Raw genomic sequence first — 25620 nt, 5'->3', positions numbered from 1 at the left:
TTTATTTTACTTCAAACATTGAATCACTCAATCCAGAATTGGTCTTTACCGATGTTACTTCCAAATTAATTGATTGCGGTCCTAATGTCTGCGCAAGTTTAAACGGATGTTTCATTCCATCAACATCTCTATAATCATCCAAATCAATTGTTTGTGTAAAAGTTCCTTGCGGCGAAGTTACACTGTTAACTTCACGAATTTTCAGACTAGTTTCTTTATCATAATATTGCGTTGATTTTTTTCCGGATGGAATTGTTGAAATAATTTTATAAGCATCTTTTCCGTTTATTGTTTCAATTCCGTCAAGTTCAATTTTAACATTATTTTTTGCATAATCTAAAAACGAATTTAAGATTGCTTGGAATTTCAGTTCTTCAAGCATTTCACCTTCCAAATTTTGCACTTGTCCCATTCCTTCTACTTTTCCTTTTTCTCCATCAAAAACTGTTGTTTGTTTTCCGACAGAAAAATCTAATTCTTGAAAAAGTTTATTCGGAGCTTTTTGAGCCATTGTCAATTTTATATTCATTCCTTGAACAACGCCTTTGTATTCAACTATTTTATCTGTAACGGCAGAAATTTTTTCTCTTCCGCCGGTTGCTTCAATAAATTTTTCAATAATATTTTCGGCAGTAATTCCTTCTTCAACTTTCTTAACATTTGGATCGTATTCTTTTCCATAAATATCATAATATTGAACTTTTCCGCTTATGCTGAATTTCTTTAAATTTTCTGCAACTTCTTTTGCGTTTCCAACTACAATTATTTGCGCATTACTTGGTTTCAAATATTTTTTTGCCATTTCTTGAACATCTTCAGCAGTTACTAAGCTTAAATTTTTAAGATAATTTTTATAATAATCTTTTGGAAGATTATACATTGCAATATTTAATGCAAAGCGCGCAATGGTTTGCGGATTTTCAAGTGATCGAGAAAAACTTCCATTTAAATAACTTTTAATTCTTTCAAGTTCTAATTCCGGAACTTTTTCATTTCGTAATTTTTTCAATTCATTAAAAATTTCTGTAATTGCGCTATCTGTTACTGAGTTTCTAACTGTCGCCGAAGCATTAAAATTACCAATAACTTTATCGGAATTTAAAGAACTTCCGGTACCATAAGTGTAGCCGTGTTTTTCGCGCAAATTTTGATTTAATCTTGCAGAAAATGTTCCGCCTAAAACTGCACTCATTACGGATGCTTTTATTAAATCCGGACTATTTTTTTCTAACTCAACGGGATAAGTTACATTCACAACAGATTGAACCGAAGCATCACGATTTGAAATTCCAACTTTTGTAACTAACGGAGCTTTTGGAGTTGGATAAGAAAAATTTTCAACAATTCCCTTTTCCCATTTACTTAAAAACTTTTCACTAATTTTTTTTGCTTCTTTTAAATTTATATCACCGACAAATACTAAATATCCAATATTTGGTTTAAAAAATTTCTTATAATAATTTTTGCACATATCTAAAGAAATTGAATTAACTGATTGTTCCGTCATTACTTCTCCATATGGATGATCGGCGCCATAAGTTAAAACACTTCTTAAATTTGATGCGATTGCTTCAGGATCTTCTTTGGATGCAGCTAAACCGGAAAGCATTTGCTTTTTAAGTTTATCTAATTCGTCTTGCTTGAAATCCGAATTTAAAAGTACATCGGAAAATATTTCCATCAACTTATCAAAATGTTTTGTAAGTGATGAACCGGAAATACTTGAACCCGAAGTATTTAGGTTTGCTCCAATAAAATCAATCTCTTCATCAATTTTTTCTTTTGATCGAGTTAATGTTCCTCTTCTTAAAAGTTGTCCGGCTAATTCAATATAACCGGTATTTTCCTTTTCTAAAATAGGATCTCGATCACTAATTAAGTTGAAATTAATTTTGGGAAGTTTGTGATTTTCGATTACAAATACTTTTAAACCATTATCCAAAGTGAATGATTGATATTCACCCATATTTATTTCCGGTGCCGGTCCCGGTTTTGGCTGAACTGTTCTATCAACTTGGGCGACCAAGCTTAACACTCCAAAAAGAATAAATAAAATTACAATTTTAAATTTCATCTTAATTTCTCCAATTCATTATAAACTTTTTATTGTTGAGCTGATTTTGGTAAATAATAAAGTAAAACTCTATTTTCTTTTGTTAAATATTTTTGTGCAACATTTTGGATATCATCAATTGTAACTTTCATATAATTATCAATTTCAGAATTTATTAACTCGGTATTTCCATAAAGAACATTATATGTTGCTAAATTATTTGCAATTCCCGCAACTGTAGAATTTCCGCTTACAAAATCATTTTCAATTTGATTTCGCAATTTTTGAAATTCAATTTCGCTAATTTTTTCTTTAATTGATTTATCTAATTCTTCTTGCATTGCAGCTTCTAAATCATCTGCTGTAATTCCCATATTGCTTATTCCGTATGTTATGAATAGTCCGGAATCTTCTAATGAAAATGGAAAAGCTCCAACATTCATGGCTTTTTGTTTTTGATCAACTACAGCTTTTTGCAAACGTGAACTTTCCCCGGAAGCTAAAAGTGTTGTTAACATTTCTAATGAATAAAAATCTTCCGTACCTAAAGCTGGAATTCTATATGCTTGAAGAACTAGCGGAAGCTGAATATTATCATAAACTGTATCTCTAACTTCAACAGTTAAAGGTGGTTCGGTTACATTTGGTCTGGGAACAATTTTTTTAGATTTTGGGATATCTGCAAAATATTTTTTAATTAATTCTTTTGTTTTTTCAATTTCAATATCACCGGCAATTACTAAAGTTGCATTTTCAGGGACATAAAATGTTTTATAAAAATCTCTAAATTCTTGAATTGTTGCTTGATCAATATACTGTGCAGAGCCAATCGGCAGCCACGTATATGGATGTACTTTGTAAGCTCTTTTAAAAGTTTCTTCAATTACAGAACCGTAAGGCTGGTTTTCATATCGTTGTTTTTTTTCTTCCTTTACAACTTTTCTCTGTGTTTCAACCCCAATAGAATCAATTTTTGCATGTAATAATCTTTCTGATTCAATCCACAATCCTAATTCCAATTGGTTAGATGGAAGAATTTCATAATAATAAGTTCTGTCTTGAGAAGTGTTTGCATTATTTGTTCCGCCGGCACTTTCCATAATTTTATCAAATTGTCCACGAGGAATGTTGGCAGAACCTTCAAACATTAAGTGCTCAAAAAAATGCGCAAATCCGGTTCTTTCGGGATCTTCATTTTTTGATCCGACATGATACATAATTGAAACAGCCACAATTGGCGTTGTTTTATCTTGATGTAAAATTACATGCAATCCATTATCAAGATCATATTCGGTAAATTCAATTTTTCTTGCTTGAGCAAAAATTAAAGTTACGGAAAGCAAAAACATTAAAATTAATTTTGATTTCATTTTTCTCCTAAAGCAATTTTAGTTTAAATTATTTTTTTGTTGAAGTAATTTACTTAATCCAAATTACAAAAAAAAAAGGAAGAATACTTCTCCCTTCTTTCTTCAAAATGTTTATCAACACAACTTCTTAATCTTACTCTTATTCTTAATCTTTTTCTTTACCTTAACTTTTCAAGAAAATATTTTAACAACTCTTTTTTATCCAATCTAATTTGTTCCATAGAATCTCTATCGCGCACTGTAACAGTTCCATCTTCCAAAGTTTGTGTATCTACAGTAACGCAGAAGGGCGTTCCAGCTTCATCTTGTCTTCTGTATCTTCTTCCAATAGCGCCTTTATCATCATAAAAAACTTTCATAAATGGACGTAAATCATTTTCAATTTCGCGAGCAATTTCCGGCATTCCATCTTTATTTACCAAAGGAAGAACTGCAGCTTTTATTGGCGCAAGTTTTGGATGAAATTTCAATACAACTCTGGTTTCTCCGTTTACTTCTTCTTCGTTATAAGCATCAACTAAAAAAGCCATAAATGATCTTGAAGCACCGGCAGAAGTTTCAATAATAAATGGAATATATTTTTCTTTAATCTCCTCATCAAAATATTTTTGAGATTTTCCGGAAAATTCTTCGTGTCTTCCCAAATCAAAATTTGTTCGGTTATGAATTCCTTCAATTTCTCCCCAGCCAAACGAAAACTGATATTCAATATCCGTTGCTTCTTTTGCATAATGAGCAAGCTTGTTTGCCGGATGATCATGATACCGTAATTTTTCCGGTGTCATTCCCAATTTTTTAAACCATTCAAGTCTTGTTGCTTTCCACGAATCATAATTTTTTTTATCTTCACTTGGTTTTACAAAATATTGCATTTCCATTTGCTCAAACTCGCGAGTTCTAAAAAGGAAATTTTTTGTATTAATTTCATTACGGAAAGCTTTCCCAATTTGCGCAATTCCGAACGGAAGTTTTTGTCGGCTTGCACTTTGAACATTTAAGAAGTTTACAAAAATTCCTTGCGCAGTTTCAGGACGTAAATAAATTGCGTTTTCTAATTTTTCAACTGGTCCAAGAAAAGTTTTAAACATTAAATTAAAATTTCTTGGTGTTGTAAAAGTTCCCTTATTCCCGCATTGAGGACAATTTATTTCTTCCAAAAATGAATCTGCGAAATCTTTATTTGATAACAGCGATTCAAATTTTTCATCCAAATTTTTATCTGAATTGATAATTGATTTTACAATTTCATTATTAACTTTTTCTAAAAATGCTTCAAATAATTTTTCTTTCTTTTTATCAGCAATTGCTTCGCCCAAAGTATCCAATCTGAATCTTGCTTTACATTGTTTGCAGTCAATCATTGGATCTGTAAAATTTTCAACGTGACCGCTTGCTTCCCAAACTTTTGGGTGCATTAAAATTGATGCATCCAAACCTTCAACATCTTCGCGGTAAGTCATTGCTTTCCACCACTCGGATTTAATATTGTTCAAAAGTTCAACACCTAACGGACCGTAATCCCAGCAGCCGTTTAATCCGCCGTAAATTTCACTTGATTGAAAAACAAATCCTCTTCTCTTTGCAAGAGATACAATTTTTTCAATTACATCATTTCTGTTATTCTGTGCTATGGTAAACCTCACTATATTAAAAAAGATTTGCAAATATAATATTTTTTGAGAATTTGTGGAGTGTGGTAATTCTTGAATTGATGGAAATTTTAAGGAAAATTTAATTGAATATTATTGCTGATAAATATCCAACCACTTCAGAAGAATCTCCGGTTATATCTCCAGAATCTGTTTGCTTAAGAACTTTGGATTTATTGATATTTTTATTTTTCAATGCCTTCATTATGGAAACTATTGTTCCACCGCCGCAAGCCTCACAATTATTATTTTCTAAATCCGATTGAAGTTTTTCAAACTCAAATTTATTTATGTGTTCAACAATTTTGCCATCTTTAATTTGAGCTTTTTCTCTATTATAAAAGTGTGATAAATCAGAACTTGCAACCAATAGAGTTTCATCATCAATAAAATTTGATAAAACTTCAGCTAATTCATCTACGAACATTTTGCCTTGATCTCCAATAACAATTGGAATTAATCGAAATTCACCAATTGCAATTTGTAAAAACGGAAGTTGAACTTCCAAAGCATGCTCGTATCTATGACCTTCTTCGCCGGAAAAAAATAAATTACTTTTATCTAAAATTTGATTTCTTAATTCAGAATTTATTTTAATTTCACCAAGCGGAGTTTTGTACGCATCTCCATCATAAATTGAAATTCCAGGAAAATATTCTCTGTGACTTGGCGAAATTACAATTACGTTTTTAAATTTTTTCCCAATAATTGTTTTGTAACCAAATGCTGCAGTTTGCCCGGAATATATATATCCGGCATGCGGAGAAATTATTCCTTTAACATTTTCAAATTTTGCTTCTAATTCAACATTATCAAAAAAAACATTAATCATTTTCTCAAGTTCAATTTTGGAGTTTGGATAAAACATTCCTGCAACTTTTGGTTCTCGAATTTTCATTTCAAAATTTCCTCTTCAGAAAATATAGTTGCAGTAAATGCTTTTAATTTTAGGTTTTTTGTTTTCCAATATTCATCGTAAAGTCCAGCTTTTCTACAAAGTGCCGATAAATATTGCGCTTTATCAAGTTTATGTTCAATTGGAACTTGTGGTAGCAATAATGCTTTTCTTCCATTTTCTTCTAAAATTAATCCATGTTTTCCTAAAATTATTTCATCGTAATTATTCAATATAAATGGTTCAGATAAAATTGAAATTTCCAATTTAATTTTTGCAAACTCACTTTCGCTTAAAGGTTCAAATCGTGGATCATGAAAAGCCGCTTGAAATGCCGCATCCATAACGGTTTTGCTTAATTCGTCATCCGATTGAATATATCCTATGCATCCTCGCAATTTTTTATTAATTGTAATTGTAACAAAAGCTCCGGAATTAGTTTTTAAAATTGGAAATTCTTCAGATGTTGGAAGATTTATATGACTTGGACGAAACCCGGATTCTATTGAAAAATGCGCAAAAGAAAGAAGCATTTTTTTTTCTTGTGAGGTAAGTTCCATAAATCCGCCTTAAATAATTAAACAATTTTATACGAAATTAATTCAACTTTGTTTTTGAGAACAATCAAATTGTTTTTGTATATGAAAAATGAATCCGGCGAATAAGAATTTATATTTTTGTTTAAAACTTCTGTAATTAGTTTTTTCTTTTTATCAATATTGTAAACGGCAAACATATTATCAAGAAAATTATTTTCTTTTTTTATATAATAATTGAACATTAGCAAATCGTTGAATTTTATTAAATCAATATTACTTACACCACTTTTATCGTGAATTTCATTTTCAACTATTTCAGATATATGCTTGTCATTATTATAAAAAGTTTCCGGGTAAATGTAATTTGCAAAATCTTCAGAATTAATATTTCCCAAAACTAATTTTAGTTTCTCATCTTCATTTTCAATTTTTTCAATTATTTCACCGGAATTAAAATCCAGAACAAATATTTCTTTGCCTTCAAACTTTTTTTTGAATGCATAAATTTTATTATCCAAAATTGTTAAGAAAATGAAATCATCATTTTGCCATAAAACTTCTTTTTGTTGAATATCATAAACAATAATTTTTTTATGTTCCGGCATATTTGGTTTTGTATATTGATGAAATATAATTTTTTCATCGTAAATTTTTTCTACACCAATCCAAAATTTTTCTTCCATCTGAAAATTTTTAAATATTATTTTCCCATTGTTCAAATCAAGGTAATGATAGAAAACTTCTTTGCTTTCTAAATCTCTTGTTTCAATTAAAATTTTATCAGATTCAGAAATCAGCAAACGCCAAATTTGGTTTTTATCTGTAAAGGAAATTGTTTTTTTAAGTTTCATAAATCCAATAGAAATTGTAGTAATTTAATATAAATTGTTTAATGCTAGCAAAACAGCAAATAATGATTTTTTATTTTATATTTTCTCAAATCTTGCTGTAAAATGTCTTAACATTGGAGCTTCATAAGTAAATTTATAACCTTTTAAATTCTCACGATTCTTGAAAACTTCAATTATTACTTCGGCAACATAATCAATATGACTTTGTGTGTAAACTCTGCGCGGAATTGCTAAACGCACTAATTCCATTGGCGGAGAAACGGTTTTTCCATTTTCATCATATTTGCCGAACATTACACTTCCAATTTCAACTGATCGAATTCCACCTACTAAATATAATTCACAAACAATTGATTGTCCCGGAAATTCTTGTGGAGGAATTTGTGGCAAAAATCTTTTTGCATCAATATAAATTGCATGTCCGCCCGGCGGTTCTATTATTGGAATTCCGGCGTTCAGCAATTTTTCTCCCAAATATTCAATACTTCTAATTCTATATTGAAGATAATTTTCATCAACAATTTCTTCCAAACCTTGTGAAACTGCTTCCAAATCGCGTCCGGCAAGTCCACCGTAAGTTGGAAATCCTTCAGTAACAATTAACAAATTTCTGCACTTCATTGCCAAATCTTCATTGTTGATTGAAAGAAATCCACCAATATTTACAAGTGCATCTTTTTTCGCACTCATCGTCGCGCCATCAGAATAAGAAAATATTTCTTGCGAAATTTCCAGCACACTTTTATTCTCATAACCTTTTTCTCTTTTTTTGATAAAGTATGCATTTTCGGCAAAACGACAAGCATCAATAAAAAGCGGTAACTTATATTTTACACAAATTGATTTTACATCTTTAATATTCTGCATGGAAACCGGCTGACCGCCGCCGGAATTATTAGTAATCGTAATCATAACAAGTGGAATATTTTCTTTTCCAACTTTTAATATAAATTCTTCCAATTTTTCAACATCCATATTTCCTTTAAAATCTGCTTTAATTTCTGGATGTTTTCCAATTTCGTTTAGCAAATCAACAGCTTCAGCTCCACTAAACTCAACATTGGCGCGTGTTGTATCAAAATGTGTGTTGTTGGGAATATATTTACCTTTTCCGCCAACAATTGAAAAAAGTATTTTTTCTGCAGCTCTTCCTTGATGTGTCGGAATTATAAAATTATGTCCCGTAATTTTTTTTACAGCTTTTTCAAACTTGTAAAAACTTTTAGAGCCGGCGTAAGATTCATCGCCTTCCATAATTCCAGCCCATTGTTTTGCACTCATTGCTGAAGTTCCGCTATCCGTAAGTAAATCAATAATTACGTCATCTGCTTTAATTAAAAAAGGATTATAACCAGCATTTTCCAAAATCTTAATTCGCTCTTCTTTTGTTGTAAATTTAATTGGCTCAACGGATTTTATTCTGAACGGTTCAATAATTGTTTTCATAATTCCTCAAAATTTTATTGCACAAACTTACTTCTTTTAATCTATTGTAACAATTTAGAATATTGTTATTTGAAATAAGTTTTTTATGTGATAAAAATAATTTTTATACTTATTTTATATTCAGCAAATAAACAAATTCCTCTTTAAACTAAACAAGGAATAAAATTATGGATGAATTAAATAATCAAGAACATCAAATTGATGAAATTGTTGAAATTGAAGAACTTGGATTTACCGATAAAATGATCGGTGTTTTATCTGAACCTTCAAATTTATTTCAGAAATTAGCAAATTTACCTTTCAAAACTGTTGATTGGCTTATACCGCTGGTGTTGGTAATAATTGTTGCAATCGCCTCAAATTTTATTATGATGAATAATCCGGAAGTAAAATCAGATATTGTAGAAAAACAAATGGCACAATTTGAGAAGAATTTTCAAGAAGCAGTTGATAAGGGACAAATGACACAAGAGCAAGCTGATCAACAGCTTGATGCAATTCAAGAACAAATGGAAAAAGGCGGAAGTACACAATTAATTTTTTCTTCAATTGGAATAACAGTAATTACATTTATTTCATTTTTTATTATTGCTGGTGTCTTTTTATTATTAGTAAAATTTGGATTAAAGGGTGAAGGTGATTATAAAGCATCAATGTTAGCTTATGGCTTGCCTCATTACATAATTGTATTACAAGTAATTGTTATGATAATTGCAGCAATTGCAATGGGAAAAATGTTTATGGATACAAGTGTTGGCAGTTTTATGAACATTGAAAAAGATTCTATGCTCGGTTGGCTTACACATAAATTAGATATTTTCTCAATTTGGTTTTATGCTGTTTTGAGTATTGCATATGCAAAATTATTTAAAGCAGAAAACACTACAAAATATTTTATTGGAGTTTTTGGACTTTGGCTGGGATTTAGTTTAATAATGTATTTTGTTGTTCAAGCAGTTCCATTCTTAAAATTCTTCGGATTATAATATTTCAAAAACATCCTAAGTTTTGCAATTTGTGTGAAACTTGGGATGTTTTTATTTTTTATACGCAGACTGAAGTCTGCGGCTACATTTAATTTTTAATTTTCTTCATACCACACTTTGCGGATCAATATCAAAATATAATTTTACATCTCTAAATCTGGATTTTTGATTATAATCAACAAAAGCATTCATCAAAGCATTTCGCAAAATTTTTCCATTGGGATCTGATTTACGCAAACTTTTTATCATAATTTGATATCTAAAAATTCCTTTTATTTTTGCAATTACTGCTTCATTCGGCGGAAGAATAATTAATTTATCGCTAAACTTCATTAATCGTTTATTAAAATCAAATGCAGCTTGTTTCGCTTTCTGTTCATCTTCATTTTTAATTTCAACAATTGCAATTCTAGAAAACGGCGGATAAAAATTCTGCTGTCGCAACAAAATTTCATTTTCGTAAAATGATTGGTAATTGTTTTCTAAAACTTTTTGAAGAACAAAATTTTTATAATTCTGAGTTTGAATAATTACTTCGCCTTCTTCTTTACTTCTTCCGGATCTTCCGGCAACTTGTGTTAACAATTGAAACGTTCTTTCATCGGCTCTAAAATCTGGAAGCCACAATGATGTTTCCGCAGAAATTACTCCGACTAAAGTTACATTCGAAAAATCCATTCCTTTTGAAACAATTTGTGTTCCGACTAAAATATCAATTTCACCTTTTCTAAAATTGTTTAAGATTATTCCCAACTTTCCTTTTTGCGCAATTGTATCGGAATCAATTCTCTCAATTTTTGCATTTGGAAAATGATAAGAAATTTCGTCTTCCACTCTTTGTGTTCCGGTTCCAAAATATTTCATATTTATTGAACCGCAAAATCTGCAAGCTTTGGGAGATTGTTTTACAGCGCCGCAATAATGGCATTTCATCACATTTTTATTTATGTGATAAACCATAGAGACCGAACAATTATCGCACATTTCTATTGTTCCGCAATCATCGCAGTATGCTTGAGTTGCAAATCCTCTTCTGTTTTGCAGAATAATTATTTGCTCTTTTTTCTTTAATCGCGTATCAACAGCTTCCAAAAGTGTTTTGGAAAAAACTCCAATAACTCTATTTTTTTTCTTTTCTAAAGTAATATCAACTAATTTAATTTTAGGAAGTTTTGCATTATCAACTCTTTGAGGCAATTCCAATAATTCATATTTTCCATTTTTTGAATTAAACATACTTTCAATTGATGGCGTTGCCGAGCCCAATAAAACCGGCGCATTTACTAACATGCTTCTAATAATTGCAGCATCTCTTCCGTTATATTTTGGTATTAAATCATATTGCTTATAACTTTGATCATGTTCTTCATCAACAATTATCAATCCAATATTTTCTAAAGGAGCAAAAACTGCGGAACGCGCACCAATTATTATTTTATATTTTCCTTTAATAATTCCACGCCACGAATCATATCTTTCTCCAAGCGACATTCGGCTATGCATAACTGTAATTTCATTTCCAAAAGTATTAAAAAAGCGAGAAGTAATTTGAGGAGTTAAAGAAATTTCCGGAACAAGTATTAGAACATTTTTTCCAATTTTTCTGGTTTGCTTCGCTAACTCAATATAGACTTGAGTTTTGCCGGATCCGGTAACTCCGTGCAATAAATATGTTTTAAATTTTTGTTGAATAATATCATCAGAAACTTTTTCTATAATATTCTTTTGATTTTCAGTTAATTCAAATCTTGGTTTTACTTCGGAATAATTTTCAGAATAAACTCTTTCAATTTCTTTATCAAAAACTTTTATAATTCCTTTTTTCTCAAGCGAATTTATTGACGATTGATTTGAATTTGTTTTCTTTAACAATTCACTTTGCTGAATTTCATTTTCATTATTGTTCAATAATTCGAGAAGAATTACAATTTGTTTTTCAGATTTTTTTTCAATTCCGGGAATTAATTCATAAACTTCATCTACACTTTTCTGGAGTTTTACAAATTTCACTTTTTTAATTTTTACCTTAGATCCTTCAATTTCATCTAAAATTGTAACTGCTCCGTTTTTCTCCAAAGTTTTGAGTAGTGAATAAATATTTTTTTTCTTTAATTCCTTTTGAAGATATCCGATTTTGGTAATTTCTTTTTCAGAAAGTATCTGCAATAAAATGGATTTTGTACTTTTTTGATTTTTTTCTTTTGTAAACAATTCTTCACAAAATTCCCTATCAGAAATAATTGTTTTTTTCGATTCAACTTCTAATCCATATGGAACTGAGTTTTTTAGCGCTTCACCAAGCGAACACAAATAATACTCGGAAATCCACTCATAAAATTTCAAAGAATTTTCACTGAAGATCGGTTGATTATCCAAAACATCTTTAATTGGTTTTATTTTTTCTTTTACATCGGAAGCAGATTTTATTTTAACTACAAAACCGGTTAAAGTCCTTTTTCCAAAAGGCGCAACTATTCTTACTCCAATTTGAATATTTTCATCAAATTCTTCTGGAATTGAATAAGTGAATGAATTTCTGAATGGCAAAGGAAAAACTACTTCTGCAAACAAATTTTACTCGACTGATTTTTCTAACAATGTTAAACTTTTATCGAAAGTATTTAAACTGGCTTTTACTCCAAAAGGTAAAGTAAATTTATTCTCGATGTGACCAAAAGATAAACCATAAATAATGGGAATTTTCAAATCGCCTAAAACATCTTTAAAAACTTGTTGAAGCGATAACGAATTTTCAAATTCGGGATCTTCTTTTTTTACATCACAATTTTTAAAAACTCCCAGAGCAATTCCCGCGCAATTTTTAAATTTCCCACTTTGTTTCATTTGAGTTAACATTCTATCAATTCTGTATGGTTCTTCGCCAATTTCTTCCAAAAAAATAATTTTACCTTTTGTGTCAATATCATATTCGGTTCCAATCATTGAAACTACAATTGATAAATTTCCGCCAACTAATTCTCCTTCGCAAATTCCATTATTTATAATTTCGATTTGATTTTCATCGGAATAAGAATTTTTCATTTTATAATTTTCTTTTGGTTCAAGCAAAATATTTTTTAAATGATCCAATGAATAGTCATTAAAAGTGGAAGTTCCAACCGGTCCGTGAAAACAAACTAATCCGGTTTTTTTATAAATTGCATAAAGTAAAGAAGTAATATCGCTGTAGCCAACAATTATTTTAGGATTTTTTTTAATCGCTTCATAATTAATAAATTGCAACATTCTTGCGCAACCGTAACCTCCGCGAACAGCAACAATTGCTTTAACTTCTTTATCTAAAATCATTTTATTAAAATCTTTCGCGCGAGTTGAATCGCTTCCGGCTAAATATCCATATTTATCTTTTATCGCTGGATTGTATTTTATTTTAAATCCAAGATTTTCCAAATTATAAATTGCTTCGTTCAACTGCTTATCATTTATATAACTTGCCGGAGAAATTAGTCCAATTGTATCTCCAAATTTTAATTTATTTGCTTTTAACTTTTGATGAAAAAAGTTTTCGGAATTTGGTGTTTCAAGTGATTTACATCCGCCGAAAAATAAAATTGTAGAAAAAAATATTTGCAATGAACTTTTAAAAAATCGCATAATAACCTTGAATTTTACTTTTGCCAAAACTAAGTTACATAATAAATTTTTCAAAATTAACGGGAATGTAAAAATGAAGAAAATTATTGTATTGATTACGGTTTTTGTTCTATCAACTTTAACAATTAATGCGGATGATGCAAAAAAATATGGAAAGGAAATATCGTTAAATGATAAAACTCCAATTTCAAAAATTATGGAAAATCCAGAAAGTTTTATTGGTAAAAAAGTTTTAGTTGAAGGAAATGTTGTTGAAGTTTGTGAGAAAAGGGGTTGCTGGATAAATTTGAGTAGTGATAAAGAATTTGAAACGATGCGCGTAAAAGTTAACGACGGCGAAATTGTTTTTCCAATGGAAGCAAAGGGAAAAAAAGCGTTAGTGGAAGGTGAAGTTTACTCAATTGTTGTTGAAGGTGAAGGATGCGGCGGAGATTGTGCCGATGAAAAAAAGAAAGATGAAAATCACAAATGTGAACATGAAAAAACCACAAAAAAAGTATACCAAATCAAAGGATTAGGTGCAGTTATTAAATAAATTTCTCCATATCCCTACTGATTTTCAAAATTTAAAATCCCAAATTTCATTTGGGATTTTTTATTCATCCAGGGTCTCATTTTTTTTCACTATCAAATAATCAAAAGCTACAGTGTTCCATTTTATAACTTGTTATAATTAGAACAATTATAAAAAAGTTCTAATATTTCTCTTGAAAAGATTGTAATATTTTACTAATATACAATCACATTTAATATTGTTTCATTCCTATATTGATACCGGTTTTGCTCTTTTTATCTAAAAAATTAAAAGGAGAAAACATGAAAAAAAGATCCAATAAAAACATTTCGAAAACTGAGTTTCTCGAATTTAATGTTGATGGCGTTGAAAAAGCCGATTTGGGAAATTACATTGAGGCACTTCAATATTTTAACAAGGCAATTGAAACCGATCCAAAGAATTTTGTATCTTATTTTAACAGAGCAAGCATAAAAATGAATTTGGGTGATATTGAAGGAGCAAAAATGGATTTTCAAATTTCGGAAAAACTTGATGCAAATAAAGTTAATTACACTTTGATTTAATTGTGTAAATTTTATTTGTATTATTTTTCTGGGATATTTTTAAAATTTTATTGTAAAATTTTAAGGAAAAATTCGAGCTAAATTGATTATCTTTTTCATCAAAATTCTGAAATATTCAAGTTTATTTGATGAAAATCCGAAAACTTATCCGTAGTTTACACAGAGATATTGGTTACGTTGCATTTGGTTTAATAATAATTTATTCAATTTCCGGAATAGCAGTTAATCATGTTAGTGATTGGAATCCGAATTACAGTATTTCAAAAGATACATTGGTAATTTCTTCAAAAATTGATTCAACATTTTCTACAGAAAAACTTACAAAAAATTTAACCGAATATTTTTCGATAAAAGACAGCATAAAAAGTTCATTTCGCTCAAGCCCAAATTCAATTGATATTTTTTATCAGAATAAAACTCTTTCCGCAAATATCAGAACAAAAATTGCAGTTTTAGAAAAAGTGGAAAGCCGAACAATAATTCGCGAGACAAATTTTCTTCATTTAAATCATCCAAAAAAATTATGGACTTGGATTGCAGATCTTTTTGCAATTGCATTAATTTTTCTCGCCGTAACCGGTTTGTTAATGATTAAAGGTAAATTGGGATTTTCCGGACGAGGAAAATGGTTTGCATTACTTGGAATTTTAATCCCAATAATTTTTCTAATTCTATATTATTGAAAAATTTTTGCATGAAACTTTAGCTAAATCATTCCGTCAAATTATTACATATCAATAAAATTAAATTATTATTAAATTTTAGTAATTCACGAAACTAAAAAAAGAGGAAATATGAAGAAATTAAAATCAGTTGGGTTTTTCTTGATGTTTTTTTCATTGGCAATTTTTGCCCAAAAAGTTGAAGATATTGACATCAAATACGAAAAATTTGTGTTGGATAATGGTTTAACACTAATTGTTCACGAAGATCATAAAGCTCCAATTGTTGCTGTAAATGTTTGGTATCATGTCGGATCAAAAAATGAAAAAGACGAGAAAACCGGTTTTGCACATTTATTTGAACACTTGATGTTTAACGGAAGTGAAAATTTTGATGACGATTATTTTCAAGCTTTGGAAAGAGTTGGGGCAACAGATTTAAATGGAACCACAAACGAAGACCGCACAAATTATTTTCAAAATGTTCCAACTTCCGCAGTTGATTTAGCGCTTTGGATGGAATCCGACAGAATGGGACATTTACTTGGAGCCGTTACTCAAGCTAAACTTGATGAACAGCGCGGTGTTGTTCAAAATGAAAAACGCCAAGGTGAAAATCAGCCTTACGCAATTGCTTTTGAAATGATCCAACATAATACATTTCCCAAAGGTCATCCATATTCTTGGACTGTAATCGGCTCAATGGAAGATTTGGATGCCGCAAGTTTAGAAGATGTTCACGAATGGTTTAAAACTTATTACTGTGCTGCAAACGCAGTTTTAGTAGTTGCCGGAGATATAACAGCAGCAGATGCAAAAGCAAAAGTTGAAAAATATTTTGGTGATATTCCTTCCGGTCCACCAATTAAAAAACATGAGGCTTGGGTAGCTAAAATGGAAGGAACAAAAAGACAAATTGCACAAGACAGAGTTCCACAGGCAAGAATTTACAAAACATGGAATATTCCCGAATGGAAAAATCAAGAATTGGTTTATTTAGATTTGGTTAGCGATGTTCTTGCTTCTGGAAAAGTTTCAAGATTGTTTAAAAGATTAGTTTATGATGAACAAATTGCAACAGAAGTAAATGCGAGTTATAGTCCGGGAGAAATTGCAAGTCAATTTAATATTACTGCAACTGCAAAACCAGGAATTGATTTAGCAATAGTTGAAAAAGCAATCGATGAAGAACTTGCAAAATTTTTAAAAGAAGGTCCAACTCAAAAAGAATTGGAAAGAGTTAAAACTCAACACATTGCAAATTTTGTTAGAGGAATTGAAAGAATTGGCGGATTTGGCGGAAAGTCTGATATTCTTGCTCAGTCTCAAGTTTTTGGCGGCTCACCAGATTTTTACAAAGAAAAACTAAAAGTTGCATCATCGGCAACGATTAAAGATTTACAATATTCCGCAGTAAAATGGCTTTCTGATGGAGTAAATATTTTAGAAGTTCATCCTTTTCCGCAATATGCAGAAGCTCCTATTGGTGCTGATAGATCAAAATTACCGGAAACTGGAACTCCACCAGCTGCAAAATTTCCAGAAATCCAAAAAGCAACATTATCAAACGGATTAAATATAATGTTAGCACAAAGCAATGCTATTCCGGTTGTAAATTTCAGAATGATTGTTGATGCTGGTTATTCTTCCGATCAATTTGCATTACCGGGAACAGCTTCACTAGCATTATCAATGATGCAAGAAGGAACTAAATCTAAAACATCATTACAAATAAGCGAAGAATTAGCAATGTTGGGAGCAAATTTAAATACATTTTCAAATTTGGATATTTCAACAATTTCGCTCTCATCTCTTAAGTCAAATTTAGATAAGTCATTAAATCTTTTTGCAGATGTTTTGTTAAATCCTTCCTTTCCGGAAAATGAATTGGATAGATTGAAAAAAGAAACTTTTTCAAGAATTCAGAGAGAAAAAGCAACTCCAATACAAATGGCATTGCGAGTTTTTCCACAATATATTTATGGAAAAGATCATGCTTACGGTTTGCCGTTTACCGGTTCGGGATATGAAGAATCCGTTGCAAAAATATCCAAAGCTGATTTAGAAAAATTCCATCAAACTTGGATAAGACCAAATAATTCAACATTGGTTGTTGTTGGTGATATTACAATGGATGAAGTTAAAAATAAATTAGAAGATCTATTTGAAAATTGGGAAAAATCTGAAGTTCCAAAAAAGAATATTTCTCAAGTTGGATTAAAAGAAAAATCTACAATTTATTTAATGGATAGACCCGGTTCACAACAATCAATTATTTTAGCTGGACATGCAGCTCCTCCAAAATCAGACAAAGATAATATTGCGCTTGAAGCAATGAATACAATACTCGGCGGATCTTTCACTTCAAGAATTAATATGAATTTACGCGAAGATAAACATTGGTCATACGGATCACAAAGTATTTTGCTTGGTGCAAAAGGTCAACGCCCATTTTTAGTTTTTGCAATGGTTCAATCTGATAAAACAAAAGAATCCGTTGATGAAGTTAAAAAAGAATTAAACGGAATTCTTGGTGTTAAACCAGCTACCGAAGATGAATTAAATAAAATAAAACTTAACGAAACTTTAAGTTTACCCGGAAGCTGGGAAACAGGCGGTGCAATTGCCGGTTCACTTGCAGAAATGGTTCAATATGGATATCCTGAAGATTATTTTTCAACTTATGCCGATAAAATGAATGCTTTGAATTTGAATGATATTAATAAGGCTGCTGAGAAAGTAATAAATCCAGATAAAATTGATTGGGTTGTTGTTGGTGATAAAGCACAAGTTGAAGAAGGATTAAAACAATTAGGTATGGAAATAAAACTTATTGATACTGACGGAAATGTTATTGAACAAGAATTGAAAAAGCCGGAAAAAACGGAAACATCAAAAATTAATAATTAAATACATTATATGTAGAGACGTAAAATTTTGCGTCTCTACTTTTTGGGGTTAATTAATTTTTAAAACGAATATTTTTATCCTACAACACTTTCCAAGAAATGTTAATCGGGTTTGATTGAAATCCATTAAATACAATTTTATAATCCTCATTCAAATCACTAGAATTAAAAATTCGTTTGCCGTTTTGATCAAATTGCGAAAATGTAATTATTGCATTTAAATATCCGTCAAGTTGAAAATATTCCTCAACAAAAAGACCTTTTACATTTGTAATTCTGCTAAAATTTCCATTCATGTTTTCAAGAAAAAAATATGAGTATCCATCTTCTAAAAATATTGGCTCAAAAGGTGAACTCATATTTTCAAAATACATTTTAAATGAAAATCCTTTTAATGAATCAGAATTATTCTCAACTATTTTTTTCAATTTTTCATCGTAAGAAAAATTTGTAAACTCATTTAAATAATTACTTAGAATTTGAAAATATTCGTTTTCTAAAAGTCTTTTCTCAATTACTTCTTTTCTGGCAATAGCTTTCACGCTATTTATATTTAATAGCAAAACTTTAATTTTTACTTTTGGATTTACATTCAAAATTGGAGCTTCCATATTGCTACACGAATAATAATTTAAGATTTTATCACATTCTTCAATTGACCAATTCTCTGCATCTTTTATTATAATTTTTGAAATACTTTCTTTTGAAACAAATTTGGAAATTGCACATGAAGTTATTAGAAATATTAAAATAAATGAAATGAATAAATTTTTCATTTTGATATTATTTTTTTAAGAAATTTAATTATTATTGAATGTTGATATCAAGGTAAATTAATAGTTGTTTTCCCAAATAAAAATTGCAACGGAATGTGTAATCTCTTTGCCCAATCACTTTCTGTGTGTTTACTTCCTTCATCCAAATATATTTTGATTTTTGACGGATCATTAAAATTATTTTCTATCAAGAATTCAGACATTTTTATAAAATCGCCGACTAATTCTTTTTCTTCACTTCCACAATCAATATATAATTTTGTTTTGTCATTAATATTTGTTGAAATATTTTTCACCATATTAAAAACTTCACCGTTATCAATCCAAAATGAATTTGATAAACATGCGGCTTTGCCAAATATTTTCGGGAAATTCCAAAAAAGTTGAAATGAAATTAATCCGCCTAAAGATGAGCCCATTATTGCTGTTTTTGATGAAAGTGGAATCGTGCGATAATTTTCATCGATAAATGATTTTAATTCTTTGATTAAAAAACTTGCGTACTTTTTTCCTTTTTCCGTAAAGTAATTATATTCTTCCAATCTATCTTTGTGATTATAAATTCCAACAACAATAATTTCTTCAATTAATTTATGATGAATTAATTTTGTTAATACTTCGTCAACTTTCCAATCGTAGCCAATGTAAGAAGTTTTAGGATCAAATAAATTTTGTCCGTCTTGTATATATAAAACGGGATATTTTTTAATGCTTGAATGATATGATGGAGGGAGCCAAATTATAATATCGCGTTCATTTTTTAAATGAACGCTGTAAAATTCGTGAATATATTCAATCTCCCCAATGATTTCATCAGAATTAATTATATATGAATTGAGGTTATCCAACATTACATTTTTTTATGATTGTTCTATTTCTAGTTGTTTAAAGTTAATAACTCAATTCAAAATAAATAAATTTTGAAAAAAAAATTATTTTAATTCTTCAATTGTTTGATTATAAATTACGCCTCTTTCTTTTAATCCGCTTAACATAAAATCTACACACTTTTGGTTTTGACCAATAAATTCGGGCGGACAAACACCTTTTCTATCAAATAATCCCTTTGCAAGCATTCTAATTGCAGTTGTTGCAGTATAACCGGTTGTCCTTGCCATTGAATGCGTATTTGTTTTTTCATCGTATTTATCAAGCAAATAATAAGTATATCTTAAATTTTTGTTCTCCTTTTTTCCCTCGATGATTACTTTCATTAATGTAAATTCTAAATCAGTATTTTTTAATTCCCACATTGGAAATAATAATTTTGAAGTGAAATCAATCGGTCTAATTTTCATTCCTCTAACTTCAATTTCATCATAACTAAAAAATCCGGCTTCACGAAATATTTTCATTTTTTCAATATGTCCCAAATATCTTAAAGTTTTCTCTTTCATATTCGGAACTTTTAAAGTGAATGCTAATGACCTTAATCCATCACTGTTAAAAGCTTCAAGTGTTCCAACTTCCGGAAAATTAATTAACTCCGGATCAGAAAGTGCGGGACGAACTACAAGTTTTCCATTTTCAACATATCTTGCCGGACGCGTATATTCTTCAATAACATCGATTGGAGAAAACGGCGCTTTATATTCAAAAGGATAATCTCGAATTACCGGCAACCCGCCGACGTATATTAGAATTGTTTCTGTTTCATCCAAAATTGAATTTACATAACCTGCCAATAAATTACTCATTCCCGGTGCAACACCGCAATCAACAATTGCAGTTACATTATTTTCTTTTGCTAATTTATCAAGTTCAGAAGTATCTTCCGGCGAAAATGCAATATCCACAACATTTTTACCAGATTTTATAATTTCTTTTAGAGTTTCAAATCCCATAAAACCGGGGACAGCATTTAACACAATATCAGAATTTTCAAGAAGAATTTTAAGTTTATTTTTATCAGATATATCAATTTCTTTTTTCTCTATCGCAAATTCATTTGGAATTCTGTTAAGATTATTTTTATTTATATCAGCAATCGTCACATCAAATTCTTTGTCCTTTGAAAGATCAATTGCCATTGGTCTGCCGACTAATCCACTTCCTAATACTAACACTTTCATATTAATTTCTCCGAGAATAATTTTGAATAAATTGCTTAATAATTTTAAAATATCTCAGAAGGGATTAGAGTCCGCTGAAGCGATTGAGAAATGCAATTGCAGAAAAATAATTTTTGAATCCAAAAAATATTTTATTCATTGTGATTTAAATTTGTACAATTATTTTTAGTTTTTCTAATTAGTCGTAAAATAGGAAAAGTGTTTTTCCTTTTCAATAAATGTTCATATTTCTTATAAGTAACTAATCCCAGCATTGATTTTGGTTCTAATGCATTTACTATCAAATTACCAAGTAATTGATTTGTGGGAATAAAATAATAATTTTCCGGTATAATTTTTCTGCTTATAAAACCTCCATCAACAATTGGATTTACAATTATATCTCCTTCAAAGTCAATTGAATCAATATCTTGAATGGAATATTCTTCAATTAAATCATCATTCATTATTTCATAAATTTTATGAGTTATTTTATGCCGATTTAACCAAGCAACTAATTCAACAGAATCTTTATGTATTAAATAACCTTGCGGTTTTACAACATCATAAATTGATCGAACTTCCGGCTTAAAATTATTTACATAAAAAGTTGTATCAGTATTTGTCTTAAGCGAAAGCAAATGAAGTTCCAGTTTACTTCCATTATTAAAATGATCTAACTGAATTGCAATTTTTTCATCCTCTTTTGGATTAAGTAATTTCAATCTTTCATTTTTTACTAATTCAATTATTTGCAAATTATTATTGTATAAATATTTAAGTAGTCCTAGCATTCCTTGCATTTGTCCTTCTGATCTTCTCTGAATTTTACTGACCGAATAATCAATTCCGTTTATTCCTTCAAGAATAAATGAAAATGTATTTTGAATTCCAAATGATTGACGACCATCGTTAATATCGAAAGTACTATATCTAATATAATCCTTTTCCGGTGGACCACCAGGCGAGTAAATATTAAATGAAAAATTTCTTTCATTCAAATAATTTTTAATAAAAGGAACGAAAGAATTATTTGACATATTTCTAATTTCTTGAGAAACATTAATATTTGTATTGCTCCCATATTGTTCATCAAAATTTCTTCTGTAACCAAAAGTTTCCCATTCTTCTCCAAAAGGATAATATTCATGAACATCAAGTGTTACGTCAAATAAATATTCATTGAATAAATTATGTAATGCAATAGTTTCTGGCTCAGTTAGAATTAAATGATTTCTGTTTAAATCAGCATTGTTTGCATTTCTTCTCTGATTTTTTTCAGAGCCATCCGGATTTACTTGAGGAATAAGCGCTAAGTCAATTTTTTCAAAAAGATAAATATTTTCTGGTTTTAATAATTCTAAAATTAATTTTAGTGCGCTTTCTTTTCCGGATTGTTCATTGCCATGTTGTTGAGCAAAGAACATGACTTTAAGTTTTGATTCGTCTTCACCAAATTTGTCTTTTGAAAAAAACAAACAATGTAAATTAAGTTTTTCAACCGATTGACCAATAATTTTTGCTTCAACCAAATCACTTGAATTGTCAATTACCCCAATAAAATTAACAAGTTCAGAATAGTTAGTAAATTTTTCATAATTTGATTTTTCCAATGGAGTAATATGATTTTGTGAATAAAATATTGTAGATATGAAAAGTGCAAATAAAAAATAATATGATTTCATTTTAGCAAAACCATTGATTTTGTTATAGAAATATTATTTATGCGTAACGTATAAAAATATATACCGCTTGGAAAATTACTTCCATCAAATTGAATTTTATAATATCCGGAATTTTGTTTTTGGTTTACCAATTCTGCAACTTCTCTTCCTAAAATATCATAAACTTTCAGTGTTGCATTGCTCAGACTTAAGTCTGAGCCTACATTTGGAATTGAATAATTTATTGTTGTGTTTGGATTAAACGGATTAGGATAATTTTGTTTCAAAGTAAAAATATTTTTGGTATGAATTTCATCATTAACTTTTATAGAATTAATTATCCCGAAGTTTCTATTTATCATTGAATATTGAAAACTAGAATTGTTTGTTAAAGATATTCTCAAATTATTCATTGCAACAATTTGCCTTGTTCCAGCATTTGATACAGCTTTATATTTTGAAGAATCAATATATGTCGTTTCGGTTGCATCAATAATAATAAACGGAGTTTTACAATTTCCGGATAAATTGGAATGCACAAAATCTAAAGTAACTTTATCGTTTCCATCAACATAAATTCCATACTTTTTTTTATTTCTCATTTGATTGAAAAACACCGCACTCATATTGTTTTCAAAATAATCACTATCAACAAAAATTGAAGGTTGGTAAACAAAATCATTTGTTAAATTTAATCCTTGTTTCAAATTCATTCTTCCATAATACGAAGCATAAATATCATCTATTTCATAATCAACAAATTGTTCTGAAACAATTTTCCCGCAATCACCAATAAACATAAGGGTTTTGTTTTGTTTCACTGAATTTTGAAATGCTTCAGAAACTAAATATTCTGTGTTTCCTAACTTGCTTAATAATTCTAGGGAATCTCCGTAAAAAATAAAAACTTGCGCTTCATTAATTTTGTCAGCAAATATATTTGATTTTAATTCATCTTCTGAGATGTAAATTGTAGTTGATATAAATCCGCAAGAATCTAAAAAATTATTTACTATCTCCGAATTTTCTGAAAATCCATTATTTGATATAATTAAAATGTTTTTATTTAATAATTCTTGAGATTCAGATAAAATATTTTTTTTAACATTTTGGTTAATTTCATTTCCGCTAATTAATATTATTTTATATCCAATAATATCATTATCACTTTGCATCGATATTTCTTTTGCAGAATTTGGAATAGTTTCTATTCTACGCTTATCAATATTGAACTTCCAGCCATCAATAAGTAAATCAGCACGTAAATTTTCAATTGTTAATGTGCTATCGTATTGAAAATATTTTGATTGTTCATCTTTTGTAACAAAGATAACTGAACCACTTCCAAAAACTTCTGCAATTCTATTTGGAGAAATACCAAGCGCAGTGCGGTCATCAATTCCAATACCCAGCAAATCTTTACCACTGAAAAAATTATTAAAGAGAAATGTAAATAATCTTCCTTGCCTTGCTCTTTCAGTTAAGTGAGAATCAAAAATAACTCCATTTACAAGATTTAAAAAAGACGTTTCAAACTGCATAAAATCGTTAAAGGGATTTTGAAGAGCTTCATCAGAATAAACTGTTCCATTTTTTGCACTAAAATCAGATTCTCCTAGCACAGCAGATCCAGCGCTTGTTCCAGCTATTACTCCTCCATTTTGAAAGACGTAATTTATTGCAGAATCAACTTTAGTACCTTTCCACAAACGAACATAATCCCATTGATCTCCACCTTTTAAAAAAATTCCGTTTGCGGAAATAATTTCATCAAATAAGCTTTGCTGATTAGCCTTGCTTTTAGAGTTGATACGCAAATTATAGGATGTGTCGGCTCCAAATGAAATGAAATAGTTAGGGATCCAATTCGTTTCGTCATTTACAGAAAGTACAATTACTTTTCCAAAATTTGATTTTTCAACAATCCACGAATATGGTTTGTCGCTCCAATCATTATATTCTTCAGAACCACCACCAATTGCACAAATATATCCTTGTGAATAAATTGAATTATGAAATAGTATGAATATTAAAATTGTTTTTAAAAAGTTATGTAACAATTTTAAAAACCAAGTCCAATTGAAATTCTATGAACACTCGGAAGAATATCATAAAGTGAATATGAGTAATCAAAATTTACAGATGTATTTTCAAAAATTATATTTGCACCGGCACCAAATGTAAAATCTTGATCACTATAATTATATTTATACCCGCCTCGTAAAAAAACTCTATCAAAGATTGAAAGTTCAGTTCCGAAATGCGCACGTTCTTTATTATCATTCGGATGTGTTACATCAATTGCGCCAATCATTTTTACAAAATCATATTTTATAATATCAAAACCTATTCCGATTTGAAAATTTAACGGCAATGGAAAATCATCGGTTGTTAATCGGCTTGGCACAAATCTACTGAGAGGATAGTTATCATCTTTTCTATAAATAAAATCAAGATCGGTTCCATCAAATTTGGTATCCGGACCAAAATTTGTCATACTCATTGCAATTACTAAATTTTGAAAATCCAAAGAATATTGTGTCCCAATATCAAATGCAAAAGTTTCTGCACTTTCATTCCAAATTCTTTGAGAAATATATTTTATTGATAAACCAACTGCAAAACGATCTGTTAAATTTCTTGCATATGATAAAGCAATTGCAGCATCACCTCCATCAAAAAATCTTCCGGTTCCATTTGGTTCTTCTTCAGTTGTAATTTCCATTTTATCCGTACTGAAAACAATTATTGAAGCGCCAAAAGTTCCAACATTTTCTATATTCGAAATTAATGAAGCCGCATTAAAATCAAAAAGATCAAACCAATTCATATATGAAAAATGAGCTTGAACATTATTGATTTTTGCAATTCCGGCGGGATTCCAAAATACAGATGAAGCATCATTTGTAATTCCGATAACCGCTCCCCCCATTGCTTCAGCTCTTGCTCCAACCGGTATTTGCAGAAATTGTGCTCCAGATGTTCCGAGGTTTGGATTTTGTGCAAATATCAAATTCGCAGAAATCAATAAGCATATAATCAGAAGCAGTTTTTTCATTTATTTCTCCATTCCT

At 29.6% G+C, this 25620-nt stretch carries 20 protein-coding genes; 5 read left to right on the top strand and 15 right to left on the bottom strand.

What is annotated here, in order from left to right; all coding sequences use genetic code 11:
* Position 1: 1 nt before the first annotated feature.
* From IPM32_08010 to IPM32_07980, 7 genes are all read right to left on the bottom strand, one after another.
* Entirely contained in the window at positions 2-2074 is a 2073-nt protein-coding gene (locus IPM32_08010; GenBank protein ID MBK8945201.1) for an insulinase family protein, read from the bottom strand.
* Positions 2075-2103: 29 nt separating this feature from the next.
* Positions 2104-3423, bottom strand: a complete 1320-nt coding sequence (locus tag IPM32_08005) for an insulinase family protein (GenBank protein ID MBK8945200.1) — start codon at positions 3421-3423, stop codon at positions 2104-2106.
* A 158-nt stretch (positions 3424-3581) separates the two neighbouring features.
* On the bottom strand, positions 3582-5027 hold the full coding sequence (locus tag IPM32_08000) for a glycine--tRNA ligase (GenBank protein ID MBK8945199.1): 1446 nt from the start codon (positions 5025-5027) through the stop codon (positions 3582-3584).
* A 127-nt stretch (positions 5028-5154) separates the two neighbouring features.
* Positions 5155-5970, bottom strand: a complete 816-nt coding sequence (gene amrB, locus IPM32_07995; protein MBK8945198.1) for an AmmeMemoRadiSam system protein B — start codon at positions 5968-5970, stop codon at positions 5155-5157.
* Positions 5967-6527 (bottom strand): AmmeMemoRadiSam system protein A, encoded by a 561-nt coding sequence (amrA, locus tag IPM32_07990; GenBank protein ID MBK8945197.1) that lies wholly within the window; start codon positions 6525-6527, stop codon positions 5967-5969. The genes amrB and amrA overlap by 4 nt, the downstream gene beginning before the upstream one ends.
* A 17-nt stretch (positions 6528-6544) precedes the next feature.
* Positions 6545-7357 (bottom strand): DUF4905 domain-containing protein, encoded by an 813-nt coding sequence (locus IPM32_07985; GenBank protein MBK8945196.1) that lies wholly within the window; start codon positions 7355-7357, stop codon positions 6545-6547.
* Between the two features lie 75 nt (positions 7358-7432).
* A complete protein-coding gene (locus tag IPM32_07980) occupies positions 7433-8803 on the bottom strand; it encodes a tryptophanase (GenBank protein ID MBK8945195.1) in 1371 nt (456 codons plus the stop codon).
* Positions 8804-8970: 167 nt separating this feature from the next.
* Here IPM32_07980 and IPM32_07975 point away from each other — a divergent pair, with 167 nt between their 5' ends.
* A complete protein-coding gene (locus IPM32_07975; protein ID MBK8945194.1) occupies positions 8971-9789 on the top strand; it encodes a YIP1 family protein in 819 nt (272 codons plus the stop codon).
* A gap of 105 nt (positions 9790-9894) precedes the next feature.
* Here IPM32_07975 and priA read toward each other — a convergent pair whose 3' ends face one another.
* Positions 9895-12360: a primosomal protein N' gene (gene priA / locus IPM32_07970; GenBank protein MBK8945193.1), complete on the bottom strand. Its 2466-nt coding sequence runs from the start codon at positions 12358-12360 to the stop codon at positions 9895-9897.
* Between the two features lie 3 nt (positions 12361-12363).
* Complete coding sequence (locus IPM32_07965) at positions 12364-13404, bottom strand: LD-carboxypeptidase (protein ID MBK8945192.1); 1041 nt, start codon at positions 13402-13404, stop codon at positions 12364-12366.
* A 73-nt stretch (positions 13405-13477) separates the two neighbouring features.
* Between IPM32_07965 and IPM32_07960 the strand changes: the two genes are divergently transcribed.
* The 4 genes from IPM32_07960 to IPM32_07945 all read left to right on the top strand — a co-directional run bounded on the left by IPM32_07960 (position 13478) and on the right by IPM32_07945 (position 18056).
* Entirely contained in the window at positions 13478-13939 is a 462-nt protein-coding gene (locus IPM32_07960; GenBank protein MBK8945191.1) for a DUF4920 domain-containing protein, read from the top strand.
* 281 nt (positions 13940-14220) lie between these two features.
* Positions 14221-14484, top strand: a complete 264-nt coding sequence (locus tag IPM32_07955; protein MBK8945190.1) for a tetratricopeptide repeat protein — start codon at positions 14221-14223, stop codon at positions 14482-14484.
* 128 nt (positions 14485-14612) lie between these two features.
* Entirely contained in the window at positions 14613-15167 is a 555-nt protein-coding gene (locus IPM32_07950) for a PepSY-associated TM helix domain-containing protein (GenBank protein MBK8945189.1), read from the top strand.
* A gap of 111 nt (positions 15168-15278) precedes the next feature.
* Positions 15279-18056 (top strand): insulinase family protein, encoded by a 2778-nt coding sequence (locus tag IPM32_07945; protein ID MBK8945188.1) that lies wholly within the window; start codon positions 15279-15281, stop codon positions 18054-18056.
* 79 nt (positions 18057-18135) lie between these two features.
* Here the strand turns inward: IPM32_07945 and IPM32_07940 are convergent, their stop codons facing one another.
* The 6 genes from IPM32_07940 to IPM32_07915 form a co-directional block, all read right to left on the bottom strand.
* Positions 18136-18831 carry a hypothetical protein gene (locus tag IPM32_07940; protein MBK8945187.1) on the bottom strand — a complete coding sequence of 232 codons (696 nt, stop codon included), beginning with the start codon at positions 18829-18831 and terminating at the stop codon, positions 18136-18138.
* A gap of 47 nt (positions 18832-18878) precedes the next feature.
* A complete protein-coding gene (locus tag IPM32_07935; protein ID MBK8945186.1) occupies positions 18879-19682 on the bottom strand; it encodes an alpha/beta hydrolase in 804 nt (267 codons plus the stop codon).
* Positions 19683-19763: 81 nt separating this feature from the next.
* Complete coding sequence (locus IPM32_07930; GenBank protein MBK8945185.1) at positions 19764-20909, bottom strand: saccharopine dehydrogenase NADP-binding domain-containing protein; 1146 nt, start codon at positions 20907-20909, stop codon at positions 19764-19766.
* A gap of 125 nt (positions 20910-21034) precedes the next feature.
* Positions 21035-22567 (bottom strand): hypothetical protein, encoded by a 1533-nt coding sequence (locus IPM32_07925; GenBank protein ID MBK8945184.1) that lies wholly within the window; start codon positions 22565-22567, stop codon positions 21035-21037.
* Positions 22564-24606 carry a Type 1 glutamine amidotransferase-like domain-containing protein gene (locus tag IPM32_07920; protein ID MBK8945183.1) on the bottom strand — a complete coding sequence of 681 codons (2043 nt, stop codon included), beginning with the start codon at positions 24604-24606 and terminating at the stop codon, positions 22564-22566. The genes IPM32_07925 and IPM32_07920 overlap by 4 nt, the downstream gene beginning before the upstream one ends.
* A gap of 2 nt (positions 24607-24608) precedes the next feature.
* Complete coding sequence (locus IPM32_07915) at positions 24609-25604, bottom strand: PorV/PorQ family protein (protein ID MBK8945182.1); 996 nt, start codon at positions 25602-25604, stop codon at positions 24609-24611.
* Between the last annotated feature and the right edge of the window lie 16 nt (positions 25605-25620).

The sequence above is a fragment of the Ignavibacteriota bacterium genome (assembly GCA_016716225.1).
Lineage (GTDB): Bacteria > Bacteroidota > Ignavibacteria > Ignavibacteriales > Melioribacteraceae.
This window is presented reverse-complemented; position numbering and strand designations above follow the sequence as displayed.

Bases quoted from the DNA above. Each gene is read 5' to 3' on its own strand.
- amrB (MBK8945198.1), bottom strand. From the start codon at position 5,970: ATGAAAATTCGAGAACCAAAAGTTGCAGGAATGTTTTATCCAAACTCC.
- IPM32_07965 (MBK8945192.1), bottom strand. From the start codon at position 13,404: ATGCGATTTTTTAAAAGTTCATTGCAAATATTTTTTTCTACAATTTTA.
- IPM32_07935 (MBK8945186.1), bottom strand. From the start codon at position 19,682: ATGTTGGATAACCTCAATTCATATATAATTAATTCTGATGAAATCATT.
- IPM32_07980 (MBK8945195.1), bottom strand. From the start codon at position 8,803: ATGAAAACAATTATTGAACCGTTCAGAATAAAATCCGTTGAGCCAATT.
- IPM32_07955 (MBK8945190.1), top strand. From the start codon at position 14,221: ATGAAAAAAAGATCCAATAAAAACATTTCGAAAACTGAGTTTCTCGAA.
- IPM32_07915 (MBK8945182.1), bottom strand. From the start codon at position 25,604: ATGAAAAAACTGCTTCTGATTATATGCTTATTGATTTCTGCGAATTTG.
- IPM32_07975 (MBK8945194.1), top strand. From the start codon at position 8,971: ATGGATGAATTAAATAATCAAGAACATCAAATTGATGAAATTGTTGAA.
- IPM32_07950 (MBK8945189.1), top strand. From the start codon at position 14,613: ATGAAAATCCGAAAACTTATCCGTAGTTTACACAGAGATATTGGTTAC.
- IPM32_08005 (MBK8945200.1), bottom strand. From the start codon at position 3,423: ATGAAATCAAAATTAATTTTAATGTTTTTGCTTTCCGTAACTTTAATT.
- IPM32_07940 (MBK8945187.1), bottom strand. From the start codon at position 18,831: ATGAAAAATTTATTCATTTCATTTATTTTAATATTTCTAATAACTTCA.
- IPM32_07960 (MBK8945191.1), top strand. From the start codon at position 13,478: ATGAAGAAAATTATTGTATTGATTACGGTTTTTGTTCTATCAACTTTA.
- IPM32_08010 (MBK8945201.1), bottom strand. From the start codon at position 2,074: ATGAAATTTAAAATTGTAATTTTATTTATTCTTTTTGGAGTGTTAAGC.
- IPM32_07945 (MBK8945188.1), top strand. From the start codon at position 15,279: ATGAAGAAATTAAAATCAGTTGGGTTTTTCTTGATGTTTTTTTCATTG.
- amrA (MBK8945197.1), bottom strand. From the start codon at position 6,527: ATGGAACTTACCTCACAAGAAAAAAAAATGCTTCTTTCTTTTGCGCAT.
- IPM32_07985 (MBK8945196.1), bottom strand. From the start codon at position 7,357: ATGAAACTTAAAAAAACAATTTCCTTTACAGATAAAAACCAAATTTGG.
- IPM32_07925 (MBK8945184.1), bottom strand. From the start codon at position 22,567: ATGAAATCATATTATTTTTTATTTGCACTTTTCATATCTACAATATTT.